The organism is Muricauda sp. SCSIO 65647 (assembly GCF_021534965.1).
Lineage (GTDB): Bacteria > Bacteroidota > Bacteroidia > Flavobacteriales > Flavobacteriaceae > Flagellimonas_A.
Genome location: NZ_CP091037.1, coordinates 720,054 through 744,205, shown reverse-complemented (window position 1 = coordinate 744,205; position 24,152 = coordinate 720,054). Strand labels below are relative to the sequence as shown.

21 protein-coding genes and 1 riboswitch are annotated in these 24,152 nt (G+C 41.9%); of the genes, 19 read left to right on the top strand and 2 right to left on the bottom strand.

Features of this window, described 5'->3' with window-relative positions:
- Window positions 1-7 precede the first annotated feature (7 nt).
- From L0P89_RS03335 to L0P89_RS03300, 8 genes are all read left to right on the top strand, one after another.
- Window positions 8-1,069: an NAD(P)/FAD-dependent oxidoreductase gene (locus tag L0P89_RS03335; RefSeq protein ID WP_235266983.1), complete on the top strand. Its 1,062-nt coding sequence runs from the start codon at window positions 8-10 to the stop codon at window positions 1,067-1,069.
- 134 nt (window positions 1,070-1,203) lie between these two features.
- Window positions 1,204-1,307: riboswitch (SAM riboswitch) on the top strand.
- 78 nt (window positions 1,308-1,385) lie between these two features.
- Window positions 1,386-2,387: a homocysteine S-methyltransferase family protein gene (locus tag L0P89_RS03330; RefSeq protein WP_235266982.1), complete on the top strand. Its 1,002-nt coding sequence runs from the start codon at window positions 1,386-1,388 to the stop codon at window positions 2,385-2,387.
- 14 nt (window positions 2,388-2,401) lie between these two features.
- Window positions 2,402-5,095, top strand: a complete 2,694-nt coding sequence (gene metH / locus L0P89_RS03325; protein WP_235266981.1) for a methionine synthase — start codon at window positions 2,402-2,404, stop codon at window positions 5,093-5,095.
- Between the two features lie 78 nt (window positions 5,096-5,173).
- Complete coding sequence (locus L0P89_RS03320) at window positions 5,174-5,485, top strand: four helix bundle protein (protein ID WP_262911462.1); 312 nt, start codon at window positions 5,174-5,176, stop codon at window positions 5,483-5,485.
- A gap of 38 nt (window positions 5,486-5,523) precedes the next feature.
- Window positions 5,524-6,477 carry a methylenetetrahydrofolate reductase [NAD(P)H] gene (gene metF, locus L0P89_RS03315; protein WP_235266979.1) on the top strand — a complete coding sequence of 318 codons (954 nt, stop codon included), beginning with the start codon at window positions 5,524-5,526 and terminating at the stop codon, window positions 6,475-6,477.
- Window positions 6,478-6,560: 83 nt separating this feature from the next.
- Window positions 6,561-7,661 (top strand): acyloxyacyl hydrolase, encoded by a 1,101-nt coding sequence (locus L0P89_RS03310; RefSeq protein WP_235266978.1) that lies wholly within the window; start codon window positions 6,561-6,563, stop codon window positions 7,659-7,661.
- 7 nt (window positions 7,662-7,668) lie between these two features.
- Entirely contained in the window at window positions 7,669-8,469 is an 801-nt protein-coding gene (locus L0P89_RS03305; protein WP_235266977.1) for a head GIN domain-containing protein, read from the top strand.
- A gap of 175 nt (window positions 8,470-8,644) precedes the next feature.
- The gene (locus L0P89_RS03300; protein ID WP_235266976.1) at window positions 8,645-9,754 is read left to right on the top strand and encodes a serine hydrolase domain-containing protein; all 1,110 of its coding nucleotides are present in this window, start codon (window positions 8,645-8,647) and stop codon (window positions 9,752-9,754) included.
- A 36-nt stretch (window positions 9,755-9,790) separates the two neighbouring features.
- Here the strand turns inward: L0P89_RS03300 and gldA are convergent, their stop codons facing one another.
- Window positions 9,791-10,684 carry a gliding motility-associated ABC transporter ATP-binding subunit GldA gene (gene gldA / locus L0P89_RS03295; RefSeq protein ID WP_235266975.1) on the bottom strand — a complete coding sequence of 298 codons (894 nt, stop codon included), beginning with the start codon at window positions 10,682-10,684 and terminating at the stop codon, window positions 9,791-9,793.
- Between the two features lie 376 nt (window positions 10,685-11,060).
- Here gldA and L0P89_RS03290 point away from each other — a divergent pair, with 376 nt between their 5' ends.
- From L0P89_RS03290 to L0P89_RS03270, 5 genes are all read left to right on the top strand, one after another.
- On the top strand, window positions 11,061-11,891 hold the full coding sequence (locus tag L0P89_RS03290; RefSeq protein WP_235266974.1) for a prephenate dehydratase: 831 nt from the start codon (window positions 11,061-11,063) through the stop codon (window positions 11,889-11,891).
- Complete coding sequence (locus L0P89_RS03285; RefSeq protein WP_235266973.1) at window positions 11,888-13,033, top strand: pyridoxal phosphate-dependent aminotransferase; 1,146 nt, start codon at window positions 11,888-11,890, stop codon at window positions 13,031-13,033. The genes L0P89_RS03290 and L0P89_RS03285 overlap by 4 nt, the downstream gene beginning before the upstream one ends.
- A gap of 33 nt (window positions 13,034-13,066) precedes the next feature.
- Window positions 13,067-13,933 carry a prephenate dehydrogenase gene (locus L0P89_RS03280; RefSeq protein WP_235266972.1) on the top strand — a complete coding sequence of 289 codons (867 nt, stop codon included), beginning with the start codon at window positions 13,067-13,069 and terminating at the stop codon, window positions 13,931-13,933.
- Window positions 13,934-13,970: 37 nt separating this feature from the next.
- Window positions 13,971-15,053: a bifunctional 3-deoxy-7-phosphoheptulonate synthase/chorismate mutase type II gene (locus tag L0P89_RS03275; protein ID WP_235266971.1), complete on the top strand. Its 1,083-nt coding sequence runs from the start codon at window positions 13,971-13,973 to the stop codon at window positions 15,051-15,053.
- A 68-nt stretch (window positions 15,054-15,121) separates the two neighbouring features.
- A complete protein-coding gene (locus L0P89_RS03270) occupies window positions 15,122-15,796 on the top strand; it encodes a head GIN domain-containing protein (RefSeq protein ID WP_235266970.1) in 675 nt (224 codons plus the stop codon).
- Window positions 15,797-15,862: 66 nt separating this feature from the next.
- Here the strand turns inward: L0P89_RS03270 and L0P89_RS03265 are convergent, their stop codons facing one another.
- Complete coding sequence (locus tag L0P89_RS03265; protein WP_235266969.1) at window positions 15,863-16,303, bottom strand: hypothetical protein; 441 nt, start codon at window positions 16,301-16,303, stop codon at window positions 15,863-15,865.
- 104 nt (window positions 16,304-16,407) lie between these two features.
- On the opposite strand from L0P89_RS03265, the gene rsgA reads away from it, so the two are divergent.
- From rsgA to L0P89_RS03235, 6 genes are all read left to right on the top strand, one after another.
- Window positions 16,408-17,358, top strand: coding sequence for a ribosome small subunit-dependent GTPase A (rsgA, locus tag L0P89_RS03260; protein ID WP_235266968.1), 951 nt, complete (start codon window positions 16,408-16,410; stop codon window positions 17,356-17,358).
- A 41-nt stretch (window positions 17,359-17,399) separates the two neighbouring features.
- Window positions 17,400-17,852, top strand: a complete 453-nt coding sequence (gene dtd / locus L0P89_RS03255; RefSeq protein ID WP_235266967.1) for a D-aminoacyl-tRNA deacylase — start codon at window positions 17,400-17,402, stop codon at window positions 17,850-17,852.
- 207 nt (window positions 17,853-18,059) lie between these two features.
- A complete protein-coding gene (locus tag L0P89_RS03250) occupies window positions 18,060-19,847 on the top strand; it encodes a DUF3857 domain-containing protein (RefSeq protein WP_235266966.1) in 1,788 nt (595 codons plus the stop codon).
- Window positions 19,840-21,768 (top strand): DUF3857 domain-containing protein, encoded by a 1,929-nt coding sequence (locus L0P89_RS03245; RefSeq protein WP_235266965.1) that lies wholly within the window; start codon window positions 19,840-19,842, stop codon window positions 21,766-21,768. The genes L0P89_RS03250 and L0P89_RS03245 overlap by 8 nt, the downstream gene beginning before the upstream one ends.
- Window positions 21,769-21,777: 9 nt before the next feature.
- The gene (locus tag L0P89_RS03240; RefSeq protein WP_235266964.1) at window positions 21,778-23,748 is read left to right on the top strand and encodes a DUF3857 domain-containing protein; all 1,971 of its coding nucleotides are present in this window, start codon (window positions 21,778-21,780) and stop codon (window positions 23,746-23,748) included.
- Between the two features lie 35 nt (window positions 23,749-23,783).
- On the top strand, window positions 23,784-24,110 hold the full coding sequence (locus tag L0P89_RS03235; protein WP_235266963.1) for a nucleotide pyrophosphohydrolase: 327 nt from the start codon (window positions 23,784-23,786) through the stop codon (window positions 24,108-24,110).
- The last annotated feature ends 42 nt before the right edge of the window (window positions 24,111-24,152 follow it).

The following is a 24,152-nucleotide window of genomic DNA, read 5'->3' as shown; positions in this document are numbered from 1 at the left end:
GCAAAAAATGATAAAAACCGATATATTGATAATTGGTGCGGGCCCCACGGGCCTGTTCACTGTCTTCGAAGCGGGATTGTTGAAATTGAAGTGTCATTTGATTGATGCACTTCCCCAACCGGGAGGGCAATGTGCCGAAATCTATCCGAAAAAACCCATTTATGACATTCCTGCCTATCCTGAGATATTGGCTGGTGATTTGGTCGAACGGTTGTTGGAACAGATAAAACCTTTCGAGCCTGGTTTTACCTTCGGCGAGCGTGCCGAAAAGTTGGAAAAGCAAGATGATGGCTCGTTTATCGTGACCACGAACAAAGGTACCCGACACCATGCTCCGGTTGTGGTCATTGCGGGCGGACTTGGTTCTTTCGAACCCAGAAAGCCACTTATTGAAAACATTGTGGATTTTGAAGATAGGGGAGTGGCATACATGATAAAAGATCCAGAGGTCTATCGAAACAAGAAAGTCATCATCGCCGGTGGCGGTGATTCTGCGTTAGACTGGGCCATCTATCTATCTGATGTGGCTTCAGAAGTGTCTTTGGTACATAGAAGAAATGAGTTTCGGGGGGCATTGGATTCGGTTGAAAAAGCCTCTGAACTGGCAAAACTTGGAAAAATCAAACTACATACCGAAGCAGAGGTCAGAAAGCTATATGGCGATGGACAATTAGAGGCAGTGGTCATCAAGCATAACGATTCCGCAAAAGGCGAAACATATGTTGAGACCGATTATTTCATTCCCTTGTTCGGCCTTTCCCCAAAACTGGGCCCGATAGGCGATTGGGGTCTCGAAATAGAAAAAAACGCCATCAAGGTGAACAACGCCAAAGATTACCAAACCAATATTCAAGGGGTGTTCGCCATTGGCGATGTGAATACGTATGAAGGCAAATTGAAGCTGATTTTATCGGGCTTTCACGAAGCGGCGGTAATGTGCCAATATGCCTATCAAATCATTAATCCCGGTAAACGGTTTGTCATGAAATATACCACGGTCGGCGGCGTCGAAGGGTTTGATGGCTCTAAGAAAGAAGCTACAAAAGAAGTGGTGCAAAGCATAGTCTAAAGTTTTGTTTTGGATTATCTTGAGTTAGTCGAACCTCCTTCCACAGAAGGAGGTTTTTTCGAAAAATAAGTGACTTTCTTTGTTTTTGAATAGTTTAGACCTTTTCTTTGTGGCTTAGTTCATGTAAAGACTGTATGTTATCAAGAAAGGTGGAGGGAATAGATCCTTTGAAACCTTAGCAACCCTCAACTTTGAGAAGGTGCTACATTCTACCCGTCAAGTACTGGAAGGATAACGAAAAAAATCCGAAAGGTTTTTTCCACATTTTCTTGATTTCATAATTTCAATATGCCCAAAAAAGGGAGAGTTTTTTGTTATGTCAAAAATTGGAAAAATACTACAAGAGCGGATTCTGGTACTCGATGGTGCCATGGGTACCATGCTGCAACGCCATAAATTTACCGAAGAAGATTTCAGGGGAGAGCGCTTTAAAGATTGGTCTTCACCTTTGAAAGGGAACAATGACCTCTTGTCCCTGACCCAACCAAAAGCCATAGCCGAAGTTCATCGTCAATATTTTGAAGCTGGGGCCGATATCGTTGAGACCAATACCTTTTCTGGCACTACCATTGCCATGGCCGATTATGGTATGGAAGAACTGGTCTATGAACTAAATTATGAGTCGGCCCGTATTGCAAGAAGGGTGGCAGACGAGTTCACCAAGAAAGAGCCAAACAAACCAAGGTTTGTAGCGGGCAGTATAGGCCCCACCAACAAAACGGCCAGTATGTCACCTGATGTCAATGACCCTGGGTTTCGGGGCATTTCATTTGAAGAACTTCGTATTGCCTACAAACAGCAAGTGGAAGCACTTGTGGATGGAGGGGCCGATATCTTGCTGGTAGAGACCATTTTTGATACGCTGAACGCCAAGGCCGCCCTTTTTGCCATTGAAGAAGTGAAAGAAGAAAAACAACTTGATGTGCCCATTATGGTCAGTGGTACGATAACCGATGCTTCGGGACGTACACTTTCTGGGCAAACGGCAGAGGCTTTTTTGATTTCCATATCGCATATTAACATATTATCGGTAGGGTTCAATTGTGCCTTAGGGGCCAAACAACTCACACCACATTTAGAGGTTATTTCGGCGAGGTCACCTTTTTATACTTCGGCCCATCCGAATGCTGGTCTTCCGAACGCCTTTGGTGAATATGATGAGACACCAGAGCAGATGGCCGAACAGATAAAAGAATATTTGGAAAAAGGTTTGGTGAATATCGTTGGGGGATGTTGTGGCACCACTCCAGAACATATCAAGGCCATCGCTAAACTGGTTCAACAATACCAACCCCGAAAACATATCATTGCTGTATAGGCAATGATTCATTAATGGAAAAGAACGAACAACGATACTTGAAGTTAAGCGGACTCGAACCTCTTGTAATCACACCCGAAAGCAATTTCATCAATGTGGGTGAGCGTACCAATGTGGCAGGTTCAAAAAAATTCTTGCGACTCATCAAAGAAGAAAAGTACGATGAGGCGTTGGAAGTAGCCAGACATCAGGTAGAAGGTGGGGCACAGGTCATCGACATCAATATGGATGATGGCCTCATTGACGGTAAAGAGGCGATGGTCAAGTTTTTGAACCTGATTGTTTCAGAACCCGATATTGCCCGTGTACCCATTATGATCGATTCTTCCAAGTGGGAAATCATTGAAGCAGGTTTGCAGGTCGTTCAAGGTAAGTGTGTGGTGAATTCCATAAGCCTTAAAGAAGGGGAAGAGGAGTTCATCCGTCAGGCAAAATTGGTCAAACGTTATGGGGCTGCGGTCATTGTAATGGCATTTGACGAGGTTGGTCAGGCCGATAACTTAGAACGTCGTATCGAAATTGCGGAACGTTCTTATCGCATATTGGTAGATTCGGTCAATTTTCCACCAGAGGATATCATTTTTGACCTCAATATTTTTCCTGTGGCCACTGGAATGGAAGAACACAGACGTAATGCGCTCGACTTTATCGAGGGCACGAAATGGGTTCGTGAAAACCTTGCCCATTGCAGTGTCAGTGGTGGGGTGAGCAATGTATCCTTTTCCTTTCGTGGAAATAACCCTGTGCGAGAGGCCATGCACTCGGTGTTTCTGTACCATGCCATTAAAGCGGGCATGAACATGGGCATTGTGAACCCGACCCTTTTAGAAGTCTATGATGACATTCCGAAAGATTTGCTCGAACACGTTGAAGATGTAATACTCGATCGTCGTGAAGATGCCACGGAACGGTTATTGGAATTTGCCGAGACCGTTCAGGGAAAGGCAAAAGAAAGCAAGGTAGATTTATCATGGCGCGAAGAACCCTTGCAAGAGCGTATCACACGGGCGTTGGTAAAGGGCATTGACCAGTACATCGTTGAAGATGTAGAAGAGGCTAGGCAACAGGCGGCGAAACCATTACTGGTCATTGAAGACCATTTGATGACGGGCATGAACGTGGTGGGAGATCTATTTGGTAGTGGTAAAATGTTTTTACCCCAAGTGGTGAAATCTGCCCGGGTAATGAAAAAAGCTGTAGCGTACCTGACCCCATTTATCGAGAAGTCAAAAGATAAAAATGTCTCTTCGGCCGGTAAAATTTTGATGGCCACCGTAAAAGGTGATGTGCATGATATAGGCAAAAACATAGTTTCGGTGGTACTGGCTTGCAACAATTATGAAATCGTTGATTTGGGGGTGATGGTACCTCCAGAAAAAATCATTGACAAGGCCATTGAAGAAAAAGTGGATATCATCGGCCTAAGTGGGTTGATCACCCCTTCATTGGATGAAATGGTCTTTTTGGCCAAAGAGATGGAGCGCCAAGATTTTGAAGTGCCATTGCTCATCGGAGGCGCCACGACGAGCAAGGCCCATACGGCAGTTAAGATTGATCCAGCCTATAGTCAGGCCGTGGTACATGTCAACGATGCTTCACGTGCCGTAACCGTAGTGGGCGATTTATTGCAAAAAGAGACTTCGGGGCGGTATAAAAAGTCCATCAAGCTCGATTATGAAAGTTTTCGAGAGAAATTCTTGAACCGCACCAAGCGAAAAGAGTATCTGACCTTGATAGGGGCCCGAAAGAACAAACTTCAAATCGATTTCAAGAAATCCGACATCAAAAAACCCGATCAATTGGGCATTCAGGTCTGGGAAGATTTTGATTTGGGAAGATTGAAAGACTTTATCGATTGGACCCCTTTTTTTCGTTCATGGGACCTGCATGGAAAATATCCCGCTATTTTGGACGATGAGGCTATAGGCGAACAAGCTTCAGAATTGTTTGCCGATGCCCAAAAGATGCTACAGCAAATATTGGAGGAAAAATGGTTGACCGCCAAGGCCATTTTTGGACTGTTTGCAGCAAATCAGATCAATGATGACGATATAGAGGTCATTTCGGCCCTGAACGGAACCAGAGAAGAGAAATTTATTTTTAGAACCCTACGCCAACAATTGAAAAAACGGCAGGGAGTACCCAACTTGGCATTGGCAGATTTTATTGCCCCAAGAGAAAGTGGTCTTCAAGATTATATAGGTTGTTTCTGTGTTACAGCTGGTTTCGGCACCCAAGAATTAGCGGCTGAATTCGAAGAAAACCATGATGATTATGGTTCTATTATGATCAAGGCACTTGCCGATCGTTTGGCCGAGGCATTTGCCGAGTATTTGCATAAAGAAGTGCGTACAAAATATTGGGGCTATGCTTGTGATGAAATACTTGATAATGAGGCGTTGATCGCTGAAAAATATCGTGGCATTCGTCCTGCACCCGGTTATCCCGCATGCCCAGATCATTTAGAAAAATTAAAAATTTGGGAGCTATTGGCCGTTGAAGAAAACATTGGGGTAAAATTGACCGAAAGTTTGGCCATGTGGCCGGCAGCCAGTGTGAGCGGGTATTATTTTGCCCACCCAAAGGCAAAGTATTTCGGATTGGGAAAAATCAAGATGGATCAAGTTGCCGATTTTGCAAAACGAAAAGGGATAACAATCGAGAAAGCAAAGAAATGGTTGGCCCCAAATTTGGTTGATGGTGATTAGTGGTTGGGTGATAGTTTGAGGGGCTATTGTAAGAAAATGGAATATACAGATTTAGATGTATAGACAGAATCTAGGAAGTTGGTCAAAATGATTTATGATTTAACAAACTCTTTTCTAAATGAGGAAGTTTATGGGTTGACAAATCAAATGAGGCGAGGCGACATATCAGTCCCGTCAAATATTGCAGAAGGACGTGGTAGAAAGACATCTCTAGATACTGTTCAGTTTTTACATGTTTCTAGAGGCTCCTTATATGAGCTTGAAGCACAACTGTTTCTGGCTCTTGACCAAGAATATATTGGTTTATTAAACTTTGAATCGGTTCTCAACCAAATAAAAACATGTAAAAAATTGTTGAATGGGTTTATCAACTATTATTCAAATAAGTAATACGCTAACAACAAAAAACCATCAACAAACAACTAATAATGAAAGTAACTGAGCACATAAAAAGAGCGAAAGGAGAATCCCTTTTCAGTTTTGAGATCATTCCCCCGGTAAAGGGTCGAAGTATTCAAGAGTTATATGACAATATCGACCCCTTGATGGAATTCGACCCACCGTTTATTGATGTCACTACCTCACGTGAAGAGTACATCTATATTGACCGAGATGGATTGTTAGACAAAAAATTGACCCGAATGCGGCCGGGCACTTTGGGTATTTGTGCTTCCATTAAGCACAAGTACGATGTCGATACCGTGCCCCATGTGCTCTGTGGAGGGTTCACCAAAGAAGAAACTGAGTACCTTTTGGTCGATTGCCATTACTTGGGCATTGATAATGTGATGGCCTTACGTGGAGATGCCATGAAAGAAGAAAAGTATTTTGAACCTACAAAGGGTGGTCATCAATATGCATCTGATCTCGTGATACAGATTCAGGGGTTGAATTGTGGCAATTATTTGCACGAGGTCATTGAGACCGATAATTGTGCTGATTTCTGTGTCGGTGTTGCCGGCTACCCAGAAAAGCATATGGAAGCCCCGTCTTTAAAATCCGATTTAAAATGGCTGAAAAAGAAAGTCGATCTAGGGGCAGACTATGTGGTGACCCAAATGTTCTTTGACAACAAGAAGTTTTTTGAATTTGTCGATGAGGCAAGGGCAATGGGCATTGATGTGCCCATCATTCCCGGTATTAAGCCCATTGCGGTGAAGCGGCATTTACAGTTGTTGCCGCAGGTGTTTCGGGTCGATATTCCACAAGACTTGGTAGATGCCGTCGAAGCCTGCAAGAATAACAAAGAGGTGCGGCAAGTAGGTATTGAGTGGTGCATTGAGCAGTCGAAAGAATTGAAAAAGGCCAAAGTGCCCGTATTACATTATTACTCTATGGGCAAATCAGATAATATCAAGGCAATTGCCAAAGCGATTTTTTAAGGTTCAAGGTTTTGGGTTCAAAGTTCAAGGTTCAAAGTTCAAGGTTCAACGCCTGAAATTTGAATGGTTTACCTTTATGCCCAATGAAGCACCTATTCCCCATTTTTTTTCTGATCGGATGTTGCTTTGGATTTTCCCAAAAGAAAAATCCCACCAAAAAATATACCCTCGACATTAGCCAATTCAACGGCAGTATTCTATTGCACAACCCAGATATTTCGCACTTGATCACCGACCACCCAGGAGGAATCATCTTGGGGTTCAATCGAAAGCGATATGGCCATGAAGATTGGGAGGCTGATTATGGCTATCCCGATACAGGGTTTTCGTTTGTGTACCAGAATATGAACAATTCGACCTTGGGGCAGAATTTTGGATTGTACGCCCACTACAACTTTTACTTTTTTAAGCGCAATCTTCAGTTTCGAATCGGGCAGGGTGTGGCCTACAATACAAACCCTTATGACAAAAACACCAACTTTCGTAACAATGCCTATGGCACACATTTACTGAGTTCGACCATAGCGATGATCAATTACCATAAAGAAAACCTGATAGCGGGTTTAGGGTTGAAAGCGGGCATTTCCCTTATTCACTATTCCAATGCCAATTTTAAGGCTCCGAACACCTCGACCAATACGATGGCCCTTAACTTTGGACTGACCTATGATTTGGATGGCGGGAAGGATTATGAATACGTCAAACCGGAAAAAAAGGAAAAGACAACTGAACCTATTCGATATAATCTAGTTCTCAGAGGGGGTGTGAACGAGAGCGACGTGGTAAATTCAGGGCGCTACGGATTTTGGATTTTCTCAGCCTATGCCGATAAACGCTTAGGGCGAAAGAGTGCCATACAACTTGGTGGCGATGTGTTCTTTTCCAATTTTTTAAAAGAATTGATACGTTTTCAGAGTATTTCGTTTCCAGAGAACGAAGTAGCTGCCGATACCGATTTTAAGCGGGTCGGACTATTTGTGGGCCATGAATTGTTCATCAATAAAATGAGTATTGTCACACAGTTGGGCTATTATGTATATTATCCTTTTGATTTTGAAGGGCGAACGTACAATCGAATCGGTTTGAAACGCTATTTCGGGGATAAAATCTTTGGAACGGTTACATTGAAGGCACATGCGGCAAAAGCCGAAGCTGTTGAATTTGGTATTGGAGTTAGACTTTAGACAAAAGATGGTAGAAGCTAAAATTTTAAAGATCAGGCGTGGTATCATTTCGAACGTAGTCGAGAAATCGCTTATAGGTTTGCTGGTTTTTTTGATTTCCTGCGACTCAGAAAATGCTCCTGATTGTTTTCAAAATGCGGGCGATTTGAGACGTGTTGAGGTAAATGTCCCATCTTTTGTGAACATTACCGTTTTTGAAAATTTGAATCTGGTGCTGAAGCAAGGAGAAGAGCAAAAAGTTGAAATCGAATCAGGAGAATTTTTGCTCAATGACATATCTGCAGAAGTTGAAAATGACCGATTGGTGCTGAGAAATGACAACGGTTGCAACTTCATTCGCGATTATGGCCTTTCGACCATTTACGTCACCTCGCCTGATATCGAGCAGGTGCGAAGCAGTACAGGGCTTTTGATTTCAAGCGACGGGGTATTGAACTATCCGAACCTATCGTTGGTATCAGAGAGCTTTACTGAACCAGAAGCGGAGACTACTGACGGCTCTTTTGATCTGCAAGTGGCTTCTGAAACGGTAAGCATACTGGTCAATGGTATTGCGTATTTCAGGTTACGGGGCCAGACCGATAACTTGAACATCGTTATAGCGGCGGGCGACTCTAGAATTGAGGCTGAAGAATTGATCGCTGAAAATGTGGCAATCAACCATAGGGGCACAAACGATATACTGGTGAACCCCCAACAACGAATTTCAGGCGTCATCAGAGGTACGGGTGATGTTATTAGTGTCAACCAGCCACCTGAAGTTGAGGTGGAAGAACTTTTCAATGGACGATTGATTTTTAAGAACTGATAAAGTGGATCTATCACGAATTAGGTGGAAGATTCCGTTCAACAAGGCACAAACGGTCAGACAATGGCCCTACGCCATGAGCGTTACGCTGATTACAGAATAACAGATGCGCTTGGCGTAAAACGAGAAGCGAGTTCTCAAACAGGCTCTAAGACAGAACCAATAAAGTTTTATTTTGGCAAGTTTTCTAACGTATATCAAAAACCTCTTCGCTCCCACATCACCGATTAAAGTTGTGGATAGACTTTCAGGCATTGAAAAAGCAGATGCCCTTTTTCAAGGTCTTGTGGCCGAAAAGAGAGTGCCCGGTATGGCCATTACCATTTTGAAGGAAGGGGAGACCCTTCTACAAAGAGGCTATGGTTTTGCCGATCTCGAAAGAAAGATTCCTGTGAGTCCGAAACAGACCATTTTCAGAATCGCCAGTATCTCAAAATGTATCACGGGCATTGCCTTGGGCAAGATGGTCGAAGAAGGGCTTATCGACCTCGATGCCTCTTTTTACCGATATGTACCCGATTATCCGAAGAAAAAATACGATTTTACCATTCGCCAATTGGCAGGGCATACGGCAGGTATTCGTGGGTATCGCAGAAAAGAATTTGCCCTTAATAAGCCGTATTCCATCAAAGCAAGTATTGAAGTGTTCAAAGATGACCCTTTGGTTTTTGAACCGGGCAAGGGCTATCACTATAACAGCTTTGACTTTGTACTGCTCTCACTGGCCATGCAAGAGGCCAGCGGAATGTCTTTTGAAGATTATGTGAAAGATAACGTATTGAAGCCTTTGGCTATGGCCGATACCTTTGCCCCAAAAAATGTGGAAACGTCATTTCGAGCAGCGCGAGAAATCTCAATTTCAAAATTCTTTTCCAAAACCGCAACAACGTTCAAAAAAGCGGTCGAAGTTGACAATTTCTACAAATTGGCGGGAGGTGGGTATCTCTCTACCAGCGATGATATTGCGAGGTTCGGACAAGCCATTTTGGGGCAAAAACTGTTAAAGCCCAAAACCTATGAAGCACTGTTGACCTCTCAAATGGTCAATGGAACCCCCACCTACTATGGACTCGGTTTTCAGGTCAGCCAAGATGCCAGCGGCAGGTCTTTTGTGGGGCATGTGGGCAATAGTGTGGGGGCGTACACCAATTTTTTTGTCTACCCAGAACAAAACATGGTCATTTCAATAGTGATCAATTGTACAAATCCCAAAGTACAGGACATTTTGGATAAGGGTATAGACAGCATCTTTGAAAATAACGGGTTGAAAGAAATTGATGTTTAAGCAAGATCGCGTTTATCGATTTTGCAAAAAGGTATTTTATTTTGTCAACTCCGTAAACAAACTTTCCAGATTTTTGTTCTTTCGGCTGAGTTGCAATGTCTTCAATTCGTTGTCATGGGCAAAATCAAATACTACGGGCCGCATGTCTTTTGAGGTGTTGAAGGTGATTTCATACACAAACCCTACTGTGTTTTTGACCGAAGCAACGTTTGGCAACTTGTTCAACAGCACTTCTTCAACACGGTAATCGAATTCTACTTCAATGATCTGTTCTTCTGTTTCGCGGAGGGCCGACATTTTTTTATCGGCCACAATCTCCCCTTTATTGATAATGATGACCCTATCACAAACGGCCTCTACTTCTTTCATGATATGGGTAGAGAGCAGTATGGTTTTTTCTTTGCCGATCTCACGGACCAACTTCCTGATCTCTATGAGTTGGTTAGGGTCCAGGCCTGTGGTGGGCTCATCTAAAATCAGCACTTCGGGGTCATGCAACAAAGCTGCGGCCAGACCCACTCGTTGGCGATACCCTTTTGAGAGCTGCCCGATTTTTTTGTGGGCTTCCGGGGTCAAACCCGTTTGTTCAATGACCTTGGCAATGCGGGTTTCGGGCACTTTATGGATATCAGCACTGAAGGCCAGGTACTCCCTTACGTACATATCAAGATACAATGGGTTGTGTTCGGGCAGGTAACCGATGCTTTTTTGAACCCTTTTTCCATCTTTTACTACATCAAACCCATTGACTTGGGCATCTCCCGAGTCTGCTTTGTGATAAGTGGTCAAAATGCGCATCATAGTTGACTTGCCCGCCCCATTAGGACCCAAGAAACCGACAATCTCACCTTTATCAATGGAAAAGGTGACTGAGTTCAACGCTTTTTGTGAACCAAAGGTTTTGGTGATGTTGTCTACGGTGATGGACATTTAAAATAAACTTGGGTCAAAAATACGGTTTAGATTTCTCTTCTCAATTTTCTTGTGATTTGAAATAGAATGCAACTATGAGCAATACGAGCCCACAGCAAAATTTCAAATCCACAAAATAAACACGGTTTGATAAAAAAATCTTTAATGAATATGAAGAATTGGGCTTAGAATCAAAAAAATCACAGAAAACACTTTGATTTTTCAATTGAAACGACAATCTTAGCCGAGAATTACGAAACAATGATCAATACGTATTTCTGGAACGGTTTTTACTTTTACTTCTTTTTTAGGAGAGGTACGGGACTGTTCTAGTATGCGCTAAGTATATAAAGTAATATAGAGTCCCGACCTAAAATCGGGACTTTTTTATTGGATGAAACTGAAAGTCGCCATACAGGGAATCAAAGGAAGCAACCATCACCAAGTGGCCAATGAGTTTTTTGGTGAAGCGATTGAGCTGGTCGAATGCCTGTCATTTGAAAGAATGATCGATCATTTGCTGAACGGTACAGCCGAGAAGGGCGTGATGGCCATCGAAAATTCTATTGCAGGGAGCATTATTCCGAATTACAACTTGGTGTACCACAATAAGATCCACATTATTGGGGAGCATTATTTGAACATCCATCATAATTTGATGGTATTGAACGGGCAGTCCATCGATGATATCAAAGAAGTTCGAACACACCCCATGGCCTTACTGCAGTGCATGGAGTTCTTGAAACAATATCCCCACCTTAAACTGGTCGAAGATGTCGATACGGCCGAAACGGCCAGACAAATAGAGCAGAACGGTTACGGACATATTGCCGCCATTGCCCCTAAAATGGCAGCTGAGTTATATGGCTTGCAGATTATCGCTTCCGAAATACAGACCATTAAAAACAATGCCACCCGCTTCATTATTTTGAAGAGACAGAACAAGGTGTTGCCGAAAGAAGACATCAACAAAGCTTCGCTGCGGTTCATCACCGATCATAAGCGTGGTAGTTTGGCGACCGTGTTGAACGTGATGAGCGATTGCAACCTTAACCTTACGAAGATCCAGTCGCTGCCCGTAATCGAAACCCCTTGGAAATATGCCTTTTTTGTCGATGTGACCTTTGGGCAATACGATCATTTTGCCAAAGCCAAATCACTTTTAAAGATCATGTCTGAAGATTTCACCGTTTTGGGCGAATATAAAAATGCACTGTTACCATGATAGTAGCCGATAGATTGCATACGGTTCAAGAATACTACTTCTCAAAGAAATTACGTGAGGTACGGCAGCTGATGGCCGATGGACGCCCCATAATAAATATGGGCATCGGAAGTCCTGATCTGGCACCTGCTGAATCGGTCATGAAGACGTTACAAGAAGCCATTACCGATGCTGGGGCGCACCAATACCAAAGCTATCAAGGCCTCCCGGCACTTCGTGAGGCGATTGCCGATTTTTATGAGGAAAAGTTTCGGGTAAAGGCGAATCATGAAGAAGAAATTTTGCCATTGATGGGATCAAAAGAAGGTATCATGCACATCAGTATGGCCTTTTTGAACAAGGGCGATGAGGTGCTGATCCCAAATCCGGGCTATCCTACCTATGCGGCTGTGACCAAATTGGTCGAAGCAATGCCCAGAACGTATGATTTAAAAGCTGAAAACGGATGGTTTCCTGATTTGGAGGCGCTTTCCAAAGAAAATCTCTCAAAGGTGAAATTAATGTGGATCAGTTACCCCCATATGCCAACAGGCGCTACGGCCACAAGGCAACAGTTTGAAAGATTGGTCGATTTTGCATGTAGCCATGATATATTGTTGATCAATGACAATCCGTACAGTTTTGTGCTTTCCAAAAATCCGACCAGTATTTTGGGCGTAGATGGGGCCAAAGAATGCGCATTGGAACTTAATTCGTTGAGCAAGACCTTCAACATGGCAGGTTGGCGTGTGGGCATGGTGCTGGGCAAGGCTGATTTCATCAATGCCATTTTGAAAGTGAAGAGCAATATGGACTCTGGAATGTTCTATGGGATTCAAAAAGGAGCCATTGCAGCACTGAAAAGCGGAAAGGAATGGTTTGAAAGCCTTGATGAAGTGTATGGAAGAAGAAGAAAACGAATGTTTGAACTAATCGAAAGGTTGGGCTGTACATATGATGAGAATACGGTGGGTATGTTCGTTTGGGCCAAACTCCCAAAAGGTGCAAAACCATCCGAAGCATTTATCGATGAAGTGTTGTACGATAAGAACATCTTCATCGCACCAGGCACCATTTTTGGTAGCAATGGGGAAGGCTATATCCGTTTTTCACTCTGTGTGAAGGAAGAAAAGATAAAGGAAGCAATAGCAAGGTTTAATTAAATGTCAGGTCGAGCGCAGTCGAGACCCAATAGCATGAAGAGTATAGTAATTATAGGCGTTGGATTAATCGGTGGGTCTTTTGCAAAAGACATCAGAAAGCATGGGGCAAAGTCAAGAATTTTTGGAGTGGATAGCAGTCCCTCACACTTAGATGAGGCCCTACAACTGGGCCTAATCGATGAAATAGCCGATTATGGTATGTTGCCAGATGCTGATTTTGTCATTGTTGCCATTCCAGTGGATGTCTTGGTTCAAGAGCTTCCAAAAATATTGGACTTGGTCTCTGACGATTGTGTTGTTATCGATGCGGGTTCAACCAAATCTTTGGTCTGTAAATCGGTTGAAAACCATCCGAAGCGAAGAAACTTTTTGGCCTGTCACCCGATTGCGGGCACCGAGTTTTCTGGTCCGTCAGCAGCTTTTGAAGGGTTATATGATGGTAAGACGAATATTATCTGTGAAATCGAAAAGACTGCATTCAAGTTACAAGAAAGGGCTTTGGGCCTATTTCAGAAGCTAAATATGCGTATTCGCTATATGAATCCAGACGCACACGACAGGCATATTGCCTATGTTTCGCATTTATCGCACATCAGCTCTTTTATGTTGGGCAAGACGGTAATTGAAAAGGAAAAAAACGAACGCGATATTTTTGATTTGGCCGGCAGTGGATTTGAGAGCACGGTGCGTTTGGCCAAGAGTTCACCAGCGATGTGGACGCCCATTTTTGAGCAGAACAAAGAGAACGTGGTCGAAACTTTGGAAGAGTACATCCAGAACCTCACCGAATTCAAGCAGTTATTACAGCATGACGATTTCAATAGGGTCTATCAAGAAATGGACAATACGAACAGAATAAAGGAAATTTTAAAAGGAATTCCAGTAGGGAATACGAAGTAAAACAAGAAATAAATTAAAAAGATATAGATAAACACAAATGGAAAATTCAAAGGATTTGAGACAATGGTTAGATACCATGCAATTACCGCATCCATTGGTAATAGCGGGCCCGTGTAGTGCCGAGACAGAAGAACAGGTGATGAAAATTGCCCATGAACTCAAAGACTCCGATGTTAGTTATTATAGAGCAGGTATTTGGAAACCGCGTACCCGCCCAGGAAATTTTGAGGGAGTGGGTGCCATTGGCTTGAAGTGGTTAAAACGAGTGAAAGAAGAAACCGGTCTCATGACAGCTACTGAAGTGGCCAATAGAACCCATGTTGATATGGCTTTGGAGCACGATATCGATATGCTTTGGGTCGGGGCACGCTCTACCGTGAGTCCATTTATCGTGCAAGAGATCGCCGACGCTTTAGAGGGTACTGATAAGGTGGTGCTGGTCAAGAATCCGGTGAATCCTGATTTGTCATTGTGGCTGGGTGCGGTAGAGCGCCTACATTCAGCGAACATCAAAAAATTGGGGGTCATACACAGGGGCTTTTCCACTTATGAGAAGACCAAGTACAGAAACATTCCCGAATGGCAAATGGCCATCGAATTGCAGACACGGTTCCCTGATCTGCCATTGATCAATGATCCGAGTCACATCACAGGAAAGCGCGATATGGTCTTTGATGTTTCACAAACCGCACTAGATCTCAATTTTGATGGCTTGATGATCGAGACCCACCACGATCCTGATAGTGCTTGGAGCGATGCCGCCCAACAAGTGACCCCAGCCGTTTTAAAGCAAATGTTCAAAGACCTAAAAATGCGAAAAGAAACCGATGAAGAAGCCGAATACAATGCGCATTTGGCGAATTTGAGGGCCCAGATCGATGTGCTCGACAATCAATTGATCGATCTGTTGGGCAAGCGCATGAAAGTTTCTGATGGTATCGGTGAATTGAAGAAGAAGCGTAACGTGGCCGTATTGCAGACCAATCGTTGGAATTCCATTTTAGGGCATATGATTTTAGAAGGTGAGCAGCGCGGGTTGAGCGAAGAGTTTGTTTTACGCATGTTCAAGGCCATTCACCAAGAGTCTATCAACCATCAAGAAAAGATTATCAATGCGTAATATTTTTTCGAAAAAAACTGTAACAGACGTCGTTTTGGGTCATCTTTGAAAAAATAAAGGATACTAGCATGAAAACGATCATTACTTTTTGCCTGGCATTGGCAACATTTTCAGTTTTTTCTCAACGAACCATTGATAGGGAGGTAGGTGAATTCAAAGAGATCAAGGTCTTTGACTTGATTGAGGTGAACCTGATCCAGTCTGATGAAAACCGAATACTTATAAAGGGTTGGAATGTTGATGATATCAAGTGGGTCAATAAAGATGGGGTCTTGAAACTGCGAATGCAACTCGACAAAAAATTTCAAGGTGAAGATACATTTATAGAGGTACACTACACCAATCTGAACGTTATCGATGGCAATGAGGGCGCTAAGATTACCTGTAATGAGTTGGTGCAGAAGAACAGAATTGAGCTACGTGCCCAAGAAGGTGCCCACATCAAAATTGGAATGGATGTCAATTATGCCGATATACGCGCTGTTACCGGGGGCATTGTAGAGGCCTCTGGTTTGGCCGAGAACCAATCGATCGTATTGAATACCGGCGGCATCTTTGATGGCCGTGATTTACGTACTTCAACTTCAGATGTCAAGATTTCTGCCGGGGGAGAGGCCGAGGTTTTTGCCTCTGAGCGTATCGATATCAATGTAAAAGCTGGCGGTGATGTTACGGTTTATGGTCAACCCAAAGAAGTCAATAAGAGTACTTTTGTTGGAGGAAGGATAAGAATAGTCGACTAAACCAAAATAACAGCAAAAAAGCCCTGTTTTCAAACAGGGCTTTTTTTGTTTCTAAAAAGGGCCGTATTATTTTTTGAAAATATATCGAGTGATAAAAATTCCTTTGCCATCACCTTTACCTCCTTCACTTTCAACCGCGCTTACCACGAACTCCAAGCTCCAACCATCTGCGATCATGGTATTGATCATTGAGGTGATCAAAGCATCGTTGGCAGCGATGTTCTGAAAACGGATTCCCCCCAAATTGTAGAAGTTCAATAGTTTGGTTTCCTCAAAATTTTTGATGCGGATTTCCCCTCTTTTTGATTTGTTGCGGGTATTGTCCTCTTCGGTTTGAACACTTGTATATTCTTTATAATCTTTTTCTTCAAGAGCATTCACGATTCGTGAACGACCCAATCCATTGGGCACAATAGATTCAACACTAGTGATGACTTTGTACTGTTGTGCGTTTATTTCAAAAGTGGCCGCAAGTGTAAAAAGTGCAATAAAAATGATGTTTTTCATAATTGACTTGTTTGTTGTTAAGATGTACCAATGTTAAAACGAATTTGTAAGAAAAGAAAATTGTTTCTTTGTTATTGTATGAATTGTTATCAACAGCCTATTTAATGCGGGGAACTGTGTATAAATCGACCGGAAGTTGGTACACCGTGAAATCAGAAACAGGTGATTTTCATGAGTGCCGTATCAAGGGCAAGTTTCGAATCAAAGGCATTAAAAGCACCAATCCCGTAGCAGTGGGAGATATAGTGATTTTTGATCTAGAGACCGTTGGCGATGAGACCGTTGGCGTTATCTCCAAGATTGAGGATCGAAAGAACTATATTATCAGAAAATCGGTCAATTTATCAAAGCAGGTACACATCATTGCGGCGAACATAGATCAAGCATTTTTAATGGTCACCTTGAACAATCCGACTACTTACACCAGTTTTATCGACAGGTTTTTGGTGACGGCCGAGGCCTATGAGGTGCCCGTGGTATTGCTCTTCAATAAAATGGATACCTATGATGAGGATGAAATGGTCGAAGTAAGGTATTTGGTGGATCTATATCGGGAAATTGGGTACATCTGTTTAGAGATTTCAGCAAAATCAAGAAGCAATGTGAGCGCCGTCAAAGAATTGATGGTGGGCAAAACGAATATGTTCTCGGGTAACTCTGGGGTGGGTAAATCGACCTTGGTGAATGCCCTTGAACCCGGTCTGCAACTAAAGACCGCTGAAATATCTGAACAGCATTTACAGGGTCAGCACACGACTACTTTTGCTGAAATGTACGACCTTTCATTCAGTGCCAGGATCATCGATACCCCTGGAATAAAAGGCTTCGGAATAGTAGATATGGAAAAGGATGAGATAGGCGATTACTTTCCTGAGTTTTTTCAATTGAAGACCGATTGTAAGTTCAACAACTGTCTTCACCTTGATGAGCCCAAATGCGCGGTCAAAGAAGCCTTGGAAAACAATGAAGTCGCATGGAGTAGGTATAGAAGCTATGTGCAAATGCTTGAAGAAGATGTTTCTGAGACCTACAGAAAAGATGAATATGAAAATTAGCAAAATTCCCGCCCTTTTTGGGTCAGGGTCATGATTGGGGTATGAGAGCGGTCATTCAAAGAGTATCAAAAGCAAGTGTAACGGTTGATGGCAAAGTAATTTCAAACATTGGCAACGGACTTTTGATCTTGCTTGGCGTTGAGGAGACAGATACGGAAAAAGACATTGAATGGCTCTCAAAGAAAATCGTCAACCTTCGAATTTTCAACGATGGTCAGGGGGTAATGAACCTATCGCTGTTCGATATTGGCGGTGAGGCCATTGTGGTCAGTCAATTCACCTTGCACGCCCAAACAAAAAAGGGAAACCGGCCCTCTTATATAAAGGCGGCGAAACCAGAAGTGGCCATTCCGATGTATGATAAATTCGTTGCGCAAATGAAAATTGATTTGGGAAAGGATGTAGGAACCGGCATTTTTGGGGCCGATATGAAAGTAGCCTTATTGAACGATGGCCCGGTGACCATAATCGTCGACACAAAAAATAAGCAGTAAGAAATTTATTCGTTTTTCTCTTGTCATTTGTAAGAAAAACTTCAATTTTGTCGTTAACTAGACAACCATTGAATACCATTAATGCGCTTACTGCTTATTATTTTTCTTTTACCGTTCATTTTATTATCTCAGAACCAAAGCTATACAGTTTCGTCCATTAGTGAAGATTTTTCAAAAAATGCGAATGCCGTAGTTAGATTGGACCAGATGGACGTAACAATCTCTTCAAAAAAATCATTGTCTGTCTCATACCGAAGGATAGTGACCATTTTGAACGAAGCAGGAGATAAGCACGTCAGGGGTTATGTTGGCTACAATGATGGTGTAAAGGTGCGTGAGGTTTCTGCAAGAATATACGACGCAGGAGGAGAGTTGATCAAAAAGTTAAAACGCAATGACTTCACTGACATAAGTGCTGTGGACGGTGGCTCATTATATACAGACTCTCGAGCATTGCTGTTGAATTATTTTCCCATTGAATATCCATATACGGTTGATTTTGAGTATAAAATCAGTTCAAATAATACGGGCACCATTCCCTATTGGTATTTTTTAAGTGATTTTTTGGTAAGTGTAGAAAAATCTAGATATAGCCTTACCTATTCCACGCCAGATTTAAGGCCAAAAATCAAAGAAAAGAACCTTGAGGGCTTTGATGTCAAAAAGGTTGAATCAGGCAATACGATAAAGTATTCATTAGATAATGTAAAGCTTGTTCGAGATGAGGCCTTAAGACCCTCTTTGGCCAATATTATGCCCCATATTTTGGTAGCGCCTACCAATTTTTACTATGAAGGGTTTGAAGGTCGTATTTTAGATTGGGAAGATGCAGGGCAATGGATGAATTCCAGAATCTTAAAAGGCTGTGATGTTCTGAATGAGAGCGCCATTAATCATGTCAGGGGCTTGGTCAGTGGTATTGAAGATGATCTGGAAAAGGCGAAGGTTATTTTTGATTTTGTACAGGAGAATACGAGATATATAAGTGTTCAGGTTGGAATAGGTGGCATACGGCCCATTGTTGCCGATGAAGTCGATCGAGTAAAATATGGAGATTGCAAGGGCCTATCTAATTATACCAAGTCATTGCTCGCAGCAGTGGGGGTAGAGTCGTACTATGTTCATGTCGAAGCTGGCATGGACAAAGTGGATTTTGAAGAAGATTTTGCTTCCTTGGCTCAGGGCAACCACGTTATTTTGGCGCTTCCCTATAATGGTGAATATTATTGGCTGGATAGTACTTCCCAGACCATTCCCTTTGGCTATATCGCAGATTTTACAGATGACCGAAACGTTTTGGTGATGAAGCCCGAAGGAGGCGAACTCATGAAAACCATTGCGTATCAGGAAGAAGAAAACTTGCAGCGTACAACCGGGCAGTACAGTATTGATGCTTCAGGAAACCTAAAGGCCAAAGTTTCGATAAAGACCAATGGAATACAATATGGCAACCATTATTTTTTGGAGGATAGCAATGAAAAAGATATAAAGGAGTACTATCAGCAATATTGGAACAACATCAACAATCTCAACCTTGTTTCTTACGATTTTAAGAACAACGAGGAAGATATAGAGTTTGTGGAAGAAATTAGTATTTCTGCTGAAAAGTATGCCTCACATACCGATAACAAACTCTTGTTTGTTGCCAATGCCCTGAACAATCAACAGTACGTACCACCCAGATATCGCAGTCGGCACTTCCCATTCGAAGTACAGCGAGGATTTTTGGATGAGGATAAGTACAGTATCGAATTGCCTGAAGATTACGAGATTGAATCCGCACCCTCGGGAATTAATCTTGATAGTAAATACGGCAGTTACCAACTGGACTTTTCAGTAGAGAATCCCCACAAAATATGGGTAAGTCGAAAAATGCTGTTGAAAAAGGGTGATTACCCCAAAGAAGAATACAAAGAATTTCGAAGTTTTATGCGCTCCGTAGCAAAGCATGATAAATCAAAAATTGTTGTTCATAAAAAGACCGATCATGATTAAAAATAGTCTTGTCATTTTACTGTCACTGGTTTCCTTAATTGTTTCTTCCCAAGAACTGGAATTTGGGGTTGTGAGCAAAGAAGAACTTATGGAAAAGGAATATGCCAATGATCCTTCAGCGCCTGCTGCTATTTTATACAAACACCATAACACCTATTATTTAGGTACTGCTTTGACGACCGAAATCCATGAAAGGATAAAAATCTACTCGAAAGAAGGATTCGATTATGCAACGGAGTATATCAATTTATTCAAGGGGCGTCAAGACGATGAGAGTGTAAGTAAAATAAAAGCCGTGACCTACAATTTGGTTGATGGTAAAATTACTGAGGATAAATTGGAAAAAGACCAAATATTCAAAACTGAGGCGAGCTACAACTACAATAGGGTTTCCTTTACCATGCCCAATGTGCAGGTGGGCTCCGTAATCGAGTTCAAGTATAAGATCACCTCCCCTTTTATATGGAATATCGATGAATTTAGGTTTCAATATGATATTCCGGTAAAGCAAATGCTAGCAGAGATCAGAACCCCAAAAGGGTTTGTTTTCAATCAGACTCCCAAGGGGTATTTGAGGGTTTTCCCCACAAGGTCGGTCAAAAAAGACAATAGGGTGGGTATGGATGTGGTGATCAACAAATATTTCTTGAATAATGTTCCGGCCATGAAAGAAGAGAAATATGTTGATAATATAGACAACTACCGATCGGGCATCATGTTCGAGCTAGTTTCAATAGATCTTCCTGGCTATTATAAGAGTTTTGCAAAAAGTTGGTCAGATGTAGCCAAAACAATTGGTAATTCTGAGGACTATAAAAACAAACTGGATAGAACCAATTCATTCGATGACGAGCTTGATGCTCTCTTGTCTGATCATTCAGATCAAATGAGCAAAATGAAGGCCATATTCAAGTATGTAAAGGATAATGTTAAATGGAATGGTATGGACGGGAAATATTTCTATCACGGTCTTAAAAAGGCATTAAAGGAAAAAACTGGCAATGCGGCCGATATGAACCTTCTACTGGTAGCCATGTTGCGTTATGCAGGGCTAGACGCCAACCCGGTAATTATAAGCACCAAAGAAAATACAATTCCATTATTTCCCACGGTAGATCGATTGAATTATGTATTGGCCTATGCGAAAGTAGATGATAAGCCTTACTTTTTGGATGCCACAGAAGAGTTCAGCGATATCAATCTATTGCCCATTAAAGATTACAATTGGCGCGGTATTCTTATAGATAACAATGATATGGTTTGGACCCAAATTGACATAGCTACCCCGCCTAAAAGCAATAGGATGTATTCTTTGAAAATGATTTTGAATGAAGATGGTACCTGCGAGGGAACCTATAACTCAAGATTGGACAAACATAGTGCCATGAGTTTTAGAAAAAACATCAAAGATGCCGATATGGAATCTTACCTAACAGAATTGGAAAACCGTTTCAACGGTATTGAAATCAGCGACCATACATTGAACGGTGAGAAAAGCTACGATGGGTTTGTAAAAGAGTCATTTTCATTTTATGATGAAGAAGATGCAGAGTTGATCGATGACGAACTGTATGTCAACCCACTGTCTTTTTTAAGGATGGAAGAAAATCCGTTTAGGCTTGAAGAAAGGCAATATCCCATTGATTTCGGATTTCCGTTCAAGGATACCTACATGCTCAACATCAAGATTCCCGATGGATTTTCCGTTACGTCAAAACCAGAACCGATATTGATGAAGCTTCCAGACGATCTAGGATTGTTCAAATACGCCATCAAAGAACAGGGGCAGAATCTAAGTGTTTTGATAAACTTTGAAATAAACAGTGCCATGGTTCCGGTAACAAGCTATCCAATTTTAAAGGAATTCTACAAGCAGATAATCAGTAAAGAAGCTGAAAAGGTGATTCTTTCCAAAGTATAAAATAGCGCTGTGGATAGGAATGTTTTTTTTCTTGTTTGTATCTCGCTATTGGCGTATGGCCTATCTGCCCAACCAAAAATTGATTTTGGCAAACTAAGCCAAAATGAAAAAGATTTTAAAGTTTTTAAAAAAGACACAACGGCCGTGGCCGTATTTCTTTATGAGTATGGTGACAATTATTTTGAGGTTCGTAACAATTTCATCTGGTTGATTACAGAATATCATGCCAAAATTAAAATCTTAAAAGAAGAGGGTTTTCGCAAAGCGAACATAGAAATTCCCTATTATCGAGGCGAGAACAGTTCCGAAAAGGTTCAAAAGATAAGGGCGATTACCCATAATGGAACAGTAAAAGTCAGTCTGAGACCGACAGAGGTTTTTGATGTGGACGTAAGTGAACGCTGGTCTCAGAAAAGATTTGCCTTTCCAAACGTCAAGGTGGGCTCCGTTTTAGAATATACCTATGAGATTCAATCCCCTTTTCATTTCAACCTCAATGGCTGGGATTTCCAATCTGACATTCCAAAAGTCTATACCGAGTATAATGCCAGAATTCCAGGAAACTGGGTGTATAACAGATCGTTGATTGGTGAGCTAAAGCTTGATATCAATAAAGCTACCCTTAAGAAAAACTGTTTTAGCATTCCAGCGGTCTCCAAAAATGCAGATTGTGAAGCACTTAAATACGTGATGAAAGATGTTCCCGCATTCTATGAATCAGAAGAGTTCATGCTTTCGGGAAACAACTATAGGTCACGATTGGATTTTGAATTATCGGAATACCAAAATCTCAGAGGGGGTACGGAGAAATACACTAAATCTTGGCAAGATGTGGATAGGGAGTTCAAAAAAGACCAGGATATTGGTCGACAGCTCCGGAAAAAGAATTTTTTTGAAAAAAAAGTACCATCCGAGCTTATTACGGAAGGCAGTAAAATGGAGCGGGCAAAAAATATCTACGCCTTTGTCCAGAATCATTTTGTGTGGAACAAAAAGTTTGGGCTCTGGCAAGACAATAGGGTAAAACAGGCTTTTGATAATCAAATAGGTAATGTCGCAGAAATAAATATTACATTGATCAACTTATTGAATGCGGCCGGCATTAATTCAAATATGGTGCTTCTGGCGACCCGTGAGCGCGGTTTGCCAAAAAAGAACCATCCCGTGATGAGTGATTTCAACTACATTATTTCCAAGACCGAGATAGATGGTCAAGAATATCTATTGGATGCAACTGATAAACTGATGCCTTTTGGCATGCTCCCGTTTAGATGTTTGAATTATTATGGTCGTGTCATGGATTTTGATAAAGCGAGCTATTGGCAGAATATTGAAGTCGAAAAGAAGAACAAACATGTGATACGCGCCAAAATGGAATTATATCCAGGCCAAGGAAACGCAATCGGTACGTTGGTCTGGACAAGCATGGGCTATAGTTTTCTAAATCAGAAGAGGGCGACCCACAACATAGCACAAGAAGAGTATTTGAACCAAATAGAAGAAGACTTCGGAGATGATTTTTATATTACTTCCTATACCTTGGGCGATAAGTTTTCAGATGGCAGAAGAATGACCGAAAAATTTGAGTTTGAAATCGAGAACATGGTGCAAGATGGAAATATTTACTTAAATCCTTTTCTGGTCAAGTTTTTTGCTTCAAATCCATTTAAAGCTTCGGAACGTCACTATCCCATTGATTTTGGGTATTTAAGGAACAATGCTTATTCACTTAGCGTCAAAATTCCCAAAGGGTACAAATTGAAATCACTTCCTGAAAAAAAGCTGATCGTTCTTCCCGGAAATGCAGGCTTGTTTAGATTCGAATGTCAAGAAGCCGCAAATGGTATATTGACTGTAATCTTCGACTTCAAGTTGAGCTATACGCAATATCGAAGTGATGCCTATCAGACCATCAAGCAATTCTTTCAGCAAGTGGTTGAAGCACAAACACAGTCTTATATTGTATTGGAAAAGGTATAGTCCCTTAGGTTCTTTATTTTTATAAAAAACTAAGCATGAACATAGCAAACGCACAACAGGCTGTAGATGAATGGATTCAAAACCATGGGGTACGTTATTTCAATGAACTGACCAATATGGCCCAGCTCACCGAAGAGGTAGGTGAGGTGGCCCGTATCATTGCACGACGATATGGTGAACAAAGTGAGAAACCCTCAGACAAAGACAAAGATTTGGGCGAAGAATTGGCCGATGTGCTTTTTGTGGTGTTGTGTCTGGCCAATCAAACGGGTGTGGATTTACAACAGGCATTTGAAAAAAAGTTGCAGTTGAAAGCAGAGCGCGATCACGAACGCCATCAGAACAATAAAAAGCTTAAATAAGGCTATCTTTGAGGCTTGCCCATATTGATAAAAAAGTGTTAC